Source organism: Streptomyces sp. NPDC002809, assembly GCF_040295435.1.
Lineage (GTDB): Bacteria > Actinomycetota > Actinomycetes > Streptomycetales > Streptomycetaceae > Streptomyces.
Genome location: NZ_JBEOVJ010000150.1, coordinates 1 through 8,217, shown reverse-complemented (window position 1 = coordinate 8,217; position 8,217 = coordinate 1). Strand labels below are relative to the sequence as shown.

Sequence of the window (8,217 nt, the reverse complement as noted above, 5' to 3'; positions counted from 1 at the left end):
CCCATCATCTCGCACGGCAATGAGGGCCAGTCTGCGGCTACTTGCTCTGCACGTTCATCCGTACCTGCCTCTGCACATACGCGAGTACGCCGACAGCAAGGAGCGGTGATTCCCAAGCTCAGGGCTTCGCTGCTCTACTGCGAAGCAACAGGAGCTGATTCCGACTGATGCGGCGCGTTCTCTAGGATGGAAAGGGCTCGCTGAGAAGCCTGTTGGAGCGCCAGTCAGCAAAGGCCCCATCCCGTAAACGGACACCTGTGAGATCTCCGTGGAACAGCACCGCTGCCTCTGGTCTGCGCGCGGGGGGATCGGTTAGGTAGGCGTTGACGTGATCCCAGGTCTGCAAATCAGCAGTGAGACTCTCGTACCAAGCCAGGCCCCGAGTGTTGCAGCCCTTACACAGCAGCCCTCGCACGCAATGTCCGCAAGATGTCGGCCCGGAACAGCAGCGATGGTCGTGATCAATGTGCCACCATGACGGCCCTTCCGTTGAGGGGTCGCCGCCCAGACTGCCGCAGAGGGGGCAGGTGTCATCCTGAACTCTGAGGATTGCATTGACGCGGGCACGCGTCAGATTGTGTCGTCGTGCCTGCCGTTCGGCATTGCGGCACTGCGGACATACCCTCCCCTTGGGTCCCGCATCGACCCGCCAAAGCTGGCCCAAGCACACCTTGCACGGCTCCAAAGTATCGACCCATGCATCGAATTCTTCACGCGTCAGGGCGATGATCTCGTCGTCTGTTAGCCAATCCACAAGCAACAAGTTAGGCGGCTGCACTGACAGTTCGCCTTGTCGTCCCCTGGCAGGGACCGCGCGCAGGAGTCCCAGTCCACCTACCTGTCCCACCCACTATGCGCAACGGGACACGCGAGGCACAGGGAGTGCTTAACTGCGTGACAACCGCGCGCAACCACGAACAACCGTGGACGTCGGCGGACCATCAGCGCAGGTGGCCGGCACGGCAGGCCAAGGCCAGCGCGCACCCCCAGTTGCTTCGGGAAGAAGGGGTCAACCTCCCTTGGGGGTTAGACCCAAGGTTCAGATCGGCATGAACTTTGATGGTCCCGTCAGACCCGCTGACTAACCTGGCGGCATGGATGAGCGATGCATACACGACTTAGTTGTCCAACAGTGCGTGGACTGCGCTCCTGTCCCCGAGGGCCTGGTCAAGTTCGTCTACATCACAGCCGGAGGCGAGGTCTTCCACCGCTCTTCGGCCTGCAAGGCCCTGGAGGATAGGCAGGAGTACGCCCTGAGTGTGGGCATGGACACTCATCCTCGGCGTCGTGTCGCGCTGGCCGAAGCCACGGCGGAGGGACGTGGCGCGTGCGCCTACTGCTTCTGGGACTACCAACCCAGATGAGGAGCAAGGGGTGAAACCTGGCTCGCTCGGATCGACATCCACGGCTGACATCAACGAGGCCGGACGGCGACGTGCATCAGCGTCTCTGTCCGGCCGCCGCACCAGTCCACAACAGCAGCCGGAACGGGCTCGGATCGAACTTACAAGGCAGGTGTCGGCGTGCCAGATCAGGCGGTCAGCCACGGTCAACTGGTGCGCGCGGTGGTGCAGGTGTTGTGTTGACACGCCCAGTGCCTCGGATGGCGGGTGGTCAGCGAGGACGTCTCAGTGCCCGGCGCCAGGCTTATAAAGCAGCAAGCCCTCGGTTCTTGGCACGTCCAGCGGCCACCCCGGCTACGGTCAGCACAGGGTCAACAGTTCAAGGAGCCGGGATGAGATCCTCCAACTTGGTGCAGCCGCCGCCGCACAGTGCGTCATGCCTCGTGACGGGCTGAGCAGCCCAGCGGGTAGCGCGACTTTCAGAGCTGCCTGCCTAGATCTGAACTACCACGCCGGCATTGCGGCCGCCCATGCTGGCTACACCGCAGAGGAAGTGGGCGCTATTGCGGCCGAGCTCTTCAGGCAGGGCTTTACTCGGCGCCTTGGCGACAGTGAGCACTTCCACACCCAGTGATGGGCATTCGTTTGACGCTGGGTGTCTAACTGCGTGACAACCGCCGGGGAAGCGGCGCATCTATCCGCGTCAGACGACACGTACCGGAATTCCCGCTTGCGTGATGAGCTCAAGAGTGGTGTGCGCGGCATCACTGTAATTCCAAGCATCGATTTCCGCTTGCGTTTTGCTGAATTGAGTCCTCCCGCCGAACACATCTGTGACCGTAACCCTATATTCGTCGATCGCTTCTCCAGTCGTTAGGCCAGGCACAAGGTTGTAAATAAATCCCATTAGGGGTGCTCCATGATCCACGGGTCGCGGTGGCCAGTCGATCAGGTGATTATATGAAATGCTTGCCGCATAGTTACTAAATTCCAATTCGGGCAGTTGTGCCTGATAATTTTGCATTCGCTTGCCCGTGCGCCACTGATTCCCGCTCCTTACTTCTAGGCGAAAGTGCATCGGGTGCACCGGATGGGAGGAAGCATTGGTTAAAATCACATGCAATCCTACTGCGTCGCCCGAAGGTTCGCCGGGGATATTCATGTTGACTCGCTGCCTCCATCCCGTAGTGATGGCACCTGAAAGCTTGGGTTTGGGGCGGGTTGCCCTCCATGCTGCATAGGCTGAAGCAATTGAAATGAGCGCCGCGATAATAGCCACGATCAGGCTGGCTAATTCCATTTAGTCCATCTTTCTATCTATAGTCAGGGATATCAGCCCCGCACGGTATCGATTAATGCGGGCGTCGAGCAGCCCGGGCCGTCACATGCTGGATGGACTCCGTGATCGCGGCCCAGGGGAGCTGTCGAACTGCTGGTCCTTCGCGGGACGCATGGAGCGGCCAGACGTCAGAATCGTGGATGAGCTCTACGTCCGTCTTCCGTAGGGCGGCGACATGCCCGTCCCACGCTGGGTGCCGTATGTGTGCTGCGTTGACCCGCGGGAACACCACGACGGAAACGTCGATCGTGCCAATCGCCTCGCTCACTTGCTCAGTGCTTGGTTGTCGGCGATGCCCATCGCGAGCTCGGCGACGTGGTTCGCGCTGGCGGGGGCGACGATGTAGCAGTTGGCGACCGGGTGTGGGCTAGCCTCGGTCGGTAGGCGAGGCGTATCCCGGACTGGCAGGCCAGTCGCGGCTTCCAGCCGGTCCAGTTCACCGTTCGCCCGGAGGCATTGGCCGGCATTCGGGGTCAGGGTCACGGCTGCCTGCCAGCCGAGGGCGATCGCTGGCTCGACCAGGCCGGTGCGTAGTTGCTCGACTCCATCGGCTGCCGTGCCCACGACTCCCAGCACTCCGCGACTGCCTGCACTCACGGTTCCACCACCCCAAGTCGGTCCGTCCCTCCTTGGCCAGCAGTACAGCAGAGAAGTACCGCAACCACAGCGACTATCAGCAGCCGCTGTTGGCCTCGAGCGCCCGGGTGGACAGGTCGGCAGCCCTCAGTGACCGTCGTGCCGATAGTTCGCATCGAGGGGCTTGCGGTGCTCTACGTGTACTCGGCGAGGAACTGCGGCCGGTACTGCTGCTGATACTGGTCTAGTGCCTGTCGGAGCAGGGTGGCCCCGCGCGAGACCTGGTTGTTCAGGTGGTCCCAGCCTGCGAAGCACAGATGGTCTGGGATCTGCACCAGGCCGGTGATCGCATCCCAGAATGCGGCCCAGTTCATGCCGTAGAAGCCAGGGAAGTTCAGTGCCTGTGCAAGTGCTGCATGGAGCCCGCGCTCGTCGGTCACAGAACTGACGTCGATGGTGAGCATGCTTGCGATCCTTGCATGTGTCAGCAGAGGCCTGCGTGCCAGATCCGTGCCAGATCGAGCGGTCAGCCACAGTCACTTGAGGTACGAGATGGTTCAAGGTCGGGCTGACCGGTGTGGCGCTTGCGCACGGTCACTGACCAGCAAAGAGCGTCTTGAGACCGATGCCAGGCCTGCAAAGCAGATGTCGGCGGTTCGAAACCGTCCGCGCCCACCAGTCAGAACGCCCCCGCAGCGAGCCGCTGCGGGGGCGTTGACGGTAGTAGGTGACGGCAGTGCCAGAACCTGCTTGCTCCCTGTGGCCGGTCGGCCCACTGCTGACATCACAGCGCAGGACAGAGGCGTACATGGGCATCTCTGCCCGAACGTCATGACCGCGCAGCATCGAGGTGTCGGTCCCCGGCCGAACCTGCAGATCAGGTGTCTCCCGAGAGCGCCGCCCGCTCAGAACCCCCGGGCAACCCTCGGGTCAGAGGCCGGTGGGAAGGTGGAGCCATGCAGGACACACTCTTCGACTCGCCGGACGAGACTCCGGAACACGCCGTGATCGCTCGCTTCCATCTGGGCGGTGATGGTTTCGGTGAAGCTGGCCAGCGGTCATTGGTCTTCGAAGCCGAGCGGTCCATCGGAGCCGCAGTCGCAGCCGCTGGTGTGGGTGAGGTCGACGGCAATGAGTTCGGCGGGGGAGAGGTTGTGATATACGCCTACGGTCCTGACGCCGAGGCCTTGTTCCGGGTGATGGAGCCTGGGTTGCGCCTGCTTCCGTTTCGGCCGGCACACGTCGTGCTGCGCTATGGAGAGCCCGATGACGACGTAGTGAGTGACCGTGTTGAGCTCTAGGCAGTTTCGTTTAGATCATCGGATTGTTGGTTCGGGTGTGCCGTTGACTGCCGCGCAGTGGGCGCGGACCGAGCCGTTGCTCCCGGACCGGACACCGAAACGGGGTGGTCGGTGGCGTGACCACCGAGAGGTGATTGACGCGATCGCCTTTAAGTTCCAGACCGGAACACCGTGGGTCCACCTGCCGGAGAAGCACGGCAACTGGCGAGGCGTCTACAAGCGGCTGTGGATGTGGGCCATCGACGGCACCCGGGAACGGGTCCTCACCGCGCTGATGGCCCAGGCCGACGCCGACGAGGACCTCAACTGGACTGTCTCGGTGGACTCCACAATCGGGCGGGTCCACCAGCACGCGGCCGGAGCCCGTAAAAAGGGGCCCCAGCCGGCGAACCGGCCGATCATGCCATTGGCCGGTCCCGCGGCGGACTGACCACGAAGATCCACCTCGCCGCCGACGGGAACTGGAGACCACTGGCCTTCCTCCTCACTGCCGGGCAGGCCGGAGATGCGCCGCTCTTACCAATGGCGCGGTATCGCGACCCGATACGAGAAGACGGCCACGATCTACCTGGCCGGACTCCACATCGCGGGCATCTTCCTCTGGTCCGCCCGATAAGCCGGGCGAAACTGCCTGGTTCAGTCGACTACCTGTGTTGTTCAGTGGCCGATGCTGTTCAGTTCGGCCACGTCCTCGTTGGAGAGGGAGAGTCCGGCGCCAGCGATGTTCTCGCGCAGGTGGGCGGTGGACGAGGTACCGGGGATGAGCAGGATGTTCGGCGAGCGTTGCATCAGCCATGCCAGCGCGACCGACATAGGCGTCGCCTCCAGTCGGCTCGCGACCTGTGAGAGGGCCTCGGACTGTAGTGGCGTGAAGCCTCCCAGGGGAAAGAACGGCACATAAGCGATGCCGTCGGCGGCGAGGTAGTCCACGAGGTCGTCGTCGTGGCGGTGGGCGATGTTGTACATGTTCTGCACGCACACGATGGGGGCGATGCCGCGTGCCTCGGCAACCTGCTCCGCGGTGACGTTGCTGACGCCGAGGTGGCGGATCAGGCCCTCTCGCTGGAGGTCGACGAGCGTTTCGAATGCCTCGGTGACCGAGCCGGGCTGGGGGCCCTGAGCGTCGCCCATGCGCATGTTGACCAGGTCAAGGGCCTCGACGTCGAGGGATTCGAGGTTCTCGTGGACCTGCTTGCGCAGGTCTTCGGGGCGCCGGGCCGTGGGCCAGCCGCCCTGCGCGTCGCGGCTGGCGCCCACCTTGGTGGCGATGAACAGCGACTCCGGGTAGGGATGCAGCGCTTCGCGGATCAGCTCATTCGTGATGCGCGGTCCGTAGGCGTCGCTGGTGTCGATGTGGGTGATCCCGAGGCTGACCGCCTCGCGCAGGACGGCCAGGGCGCCGTCGTGGTCTGCGGGCGGACCCATGACCCACGGTCCTGCTAGCTGCATCGCGCCATAGCCGAACCGGGTGACGGTCGAGTCACCCAGCTTCCAGGTTCCGCCGGGAAGAGGTGTGGAGGGCGTGTTCATCGTGATGCCTTTCACTCATGGCCAGGGGTGGTGTCTTCGGCCCCCTTGCACCAGCATTGGAGACAAACTTCCTATCGGGAAGTAGGCACTCTGAAGTGCCTAACTAACCCAGAGGGTGCGAGGCGAGAGCAGTGACGACGACGAAGGACGACAAGAAGGCGGAGTACAACGCTTTCCTGGCGGTGTGCCCCAGCCGTCAGCTCCTCGACCGGATCTCAGACAAGTGGGTCGTCCTGATCCTGTGCGCGCTGGGCGGTGACGCGTCCGAACAACCCGGCGCATCGCCCGCCCCGAAGGCCATGCGCTTCTCCGAGCTCGCCCGGCTACTGGCCGGCGTCAGCCAGAAGATGCTGACCCAGACCCTACGAGCCCTCGAACGCGACGGCTTGCTCATCCGTACCGTGACACCCACGGTCCCCGTCACCGTCACCTACGAGCTGACTGACCTCGGTCTCTCGCTTCACCACCTGACACGCGGGCTCCGACAGTGGGCGCAGACCCACATGGACCAAGTCTTCGCCAACCGCGAGAAGCATGACGCACGAGCTTCCTGACGAGCTCGTGCACGGTTAGCGGTGAGACGTCGAGCTCTGGATCGTCGATCATGGCTGTGTGGTGGGGAACGTAGCGCGCGCAGCGATCATCGGCGACCGGAGGATCACGGGTCTGCCGGCCGCTGTGATCGCTGAACTCGTGGCCGAGGTAGGACCGTTGTGGCAGATGCACGAGCGCCGGCGCAAGGCACACTCCTCCCGACGCATCCGGGTCGAGCACGGAATCGCCCACCTGAAGAACTGGCGGCACTGACCCGTCACCTCGGCCGCCGCGAGCACATGGACGACACCGTCCAAGCCATTGCCGGCCTCCTGTCCCAGCAACGGACCGCAGACCGGATCCTGGCTTGGCAGACGTGAGCGCCGAGGCCCCACCGACGCCGTCGACGTCTCACCGCCAACCGTGCACGAGCTCGTAAGGGCTGTCCCGTAATCCCTGGCGGGCGCGCGACGACAGCTACGGCACCTCGCCGCGTTGTCGGAACGTCCGAATACATCCAGTATGCGGACGCTCCGCCTTGCGATGCACCGCATCCGACGCCGCGCGCTGATCCACCACGGACTACGGGACAGCCCTTGGCGTGGACAGTGTTCTCCGTCTCTGCTGCTGGCCGAGATGAACCTGGCCTTGAGTTACGCACAGTGGACGCGAATCGAACTGCTATTCCGGGGACCGGACGCCGCGACCGGGCCTGAGGCCGGAACAACGTGCGGCTGATCCAAACGAAACCGCCTAGTCATGCGTGCCAGATCGAGCCGTCGGCCACGGTGATTTGGGGAACGTCACGGCGTCCGCAGTTTCTGCAACATCGACCGACTGTGGGCCTTGTGGCAGCAGCGGCACCCGAACGAGGGTTATCGCCCGCAGCGCGGCGGCCCGCAGGGACAGAACGTTGACGACCTGATGCCCCCGTGGTCGAGCGTGCGGGTGAGCGCGGTGCTCGACCACCGAAGCCTGGGCTACGTCTACGACACCGAGAACCCCACGGCCCAGGGCGACCACATGCATCCCGGGGACACCCTGCGCAGCGGGGACTCGATCAGTTCGGGGGGTGGCCGGTACCGGCTCGTCTACGAGACCGACGGGAACCTGGTCCTGTACCAGGACGGCGAACGTACTCCGCGGTGGTCGTCCCAGACGCAGCGCAGGTCCCCTGGAATGTGCGTCATGCAGATGAACGGCGACCTGACCATCGACGACGCCGACGGACAGCGAGTGTGGAGCCTGGGCCTCAACGGGCGCGGCAACCGTCTTCGGCTGACGGAGGACGGAGCCTTGGAGGTCACCGACCTGCCCGGGGAGATCGCCTGGCGGTCCACCCGTCATGTGATGGCCTGATGGCCTGACCGACCGGCGACAGCAAGAGACAAGCCCCGTGTCTTCGCCGCGGCGGGTCTCTGTCCTACCCATGGGACCGGAGCCTGTTTTTGACCCCTCAATCAACCATGGCTGAGGGGTCTTCTCGTGGCCGAAGTCCACTTACAACGGCTAACACAATGAGGTGATCTGTCGGTGGGTGATGAGGCAGCAGGCGAGTTTGAGGAAGGCTTCGTGGATGTCTGCTCGTCGTTCC

General features: G+C 63.7%; 10 protein-coding genes and 1 pseudogene. 5 read left to right on the top strand and 6 right to left on the bottom strand.

What is annotated here, in order from left to right; translation table 11 throughout:
- Positions 1-181: 181 nt before the first annotated feature.
- The 4 genes from ABT025_RS38925 to ABT025_RS38910 all read right to left on the bottom strand — a co-directional run bounded on the left by ABT025_RS38925 (position 182) and on the right by ABT025_RS38910 (position 3,722).
- Positions 182-670, bottom strand: coding sequence for an endonuclease domain-containing protein (locus ABT025_RS38925; protein WP_351003499.1), 489 nt, complete (start codon positions 668-670; stop codon positions 182-184).
- A 1,376-nt stretch (positions 671-2,046) separates the two neighbouring features.
- Positions 2,047-2,643 carry a hypothetical protein gene (locus tag ABT025_RS38920; protein ID WP_351003498.1) on the bottom strand — a complete coding sequence of 199 codons (597 nt, stop codon included), beginning with the start codon at positions 2,641-2,643 and terminating at the stop codon, positions 2,047-2,049.
- Between the two features lie 303 nt (positions 2,644-2,946).
- A complete protein-coding gene (locus tag ABT025_RS38915) occupies positions 2,947-3,246 on the bottom strand; it encodes an HFCD family protein (protein WP_351003496.1) in 300 nt (99 codons plus the stop codon).
- A 206-nt stretch (positions 3,247-3,452) separates the two neighbouring features.
- On the bottom strand, positions 3,453-3,722 hold the full coding sequence (locus tag ABT025_RS38910) for a barstar family protein (RefSeq protein WP_351003494.1): 270 nt from the start codon (positions 3,720-3,722) through the stop codon (positions 3,453-3,455).
- 492 nt (positions 3,723-4,214) lie between these two features.
- Here ABT025_RS38910 and ABT025_RS38905 point away from each other — a divergent pair, with 492 nt between their 5' ends.
- A complete protein-coding gene (locus ABT025_RS38905; RefSeq protein ID WP_351003493.1) occupies positions 4,215-4,559 on the top strand; it encodes a hypothetical protein in 345 nt (114 codons plus the stop codon).
- Complete coding sequence (locus ABT025_RS38900) at positions 4,540-4,989, top strand: transposase (protein ID WP_351003491.1); 450 nt, start codon at positions 4,540-4,542, stop codon at positions 4,987-4,989. Before ABT025_RS38905 ends, ABT025_RS38900 begins: the two co-directional genes overlap by 20 nt.
- Before the next feature lie 227 nt (positions 4,990-5,216).
- On the opposite strand, the gene ABT025_RS38895 is transcribed toward ABT025_RS38900, so the two are convergent.
- A complete protein-coding gene (locus tag ABT025_RS38895) occupies positions 5,217-6,089 on the bottom strand; it encodes an aldo/keto reductase family oxidoreductase (protein WP_351003489.1) in 873 nt (290 codons plus the stop codon).
- A gap of 131 nt (positions 6,090-6,220) precedes the next feature.
- Here ABT025_RS38895 and ABT025_RS38890 point away from each other — a divergent pair, with 131 nt between their 5' ends.
- From ABT025_RS38890 to ABT025_RS38880, 3 genes are all read left to right on the top strand, one after another.
- A complete protein-coding gene (locus ABT025_RS38890; RefSeq protein WP_351003487.1) occupies positions 6,221-6,643 on the top strand; it encodes a winged helix-turn-helix transcriptional regulator in 423 nt (140 codons plus the stop codon).
- A gap of 58 nt (positions 6,644-6,701) precedes the next feature.
- Positions 6,702-6,896 carry a hypothetical protein gene (locus ABT025_RS38885; protein ID WP_351003486.1) on the top strand — a complete coding sequence of 65 codons (195 nt, stop codon included), beginning with the start codon at positions 6,702-6,704 and terminating at the stop codon, positions 6,894-6,896.
- Positions 6,897-7,469: 573 nt separating this feature from the next.
- The gene (locus ABT025_RS38880) at positions 7,470-7,982 is read left to right on the top strand and encodes a hypothetical protein (RefSeq protein ID WP_351003484.1); all 513 of its coding nucleotides are present in this window, start codon (positions 7,470-7,472) and stop codon (positions 7,980-7,982) included.
- Between the two features lie 150 nt (positions 7,983-8,132).
- Here the strand turns inward: ABT025_RS38880 and ABT025_RS38875 are convergent.
- Positions 8,133-8,217 (bottom strand): annotated as a pseudogene (locus ABT025_RS38875) (IS5/IS1182 family transposase); the annotation flags it as partial.

Coding starts and splice junctions, on each gene's coding strand:
- ABT025_RS38920 (WP_351003498.1), bottom strand. CDS start 2,643: ATGGAATTAGCCAGCCTGATCGTGGCTATTATCGCGGCGCTCATTTCA.
- ABT025_RS38910 (WP_351003494.1), bottom strand. CDS start 3,722: ATGCTCACCATCGACGTCAGTTCTGTGACCGACGAGCGCGGGCTCCAT.
- ABT025_RS38905 (WP_351003493.1), top strand. CDS start 4,215: ATGCAGGACACACTCTTCGACTCGCCGGACGAGACTCCGGAACACGCC.
- ABT025_RS38895 (WP_351003489.1), bottom strand. CDS start 6,089: ATGAACACGCCCTCCACACCTCTTCCCGGCGGAACCTGGAAGCTGGGT.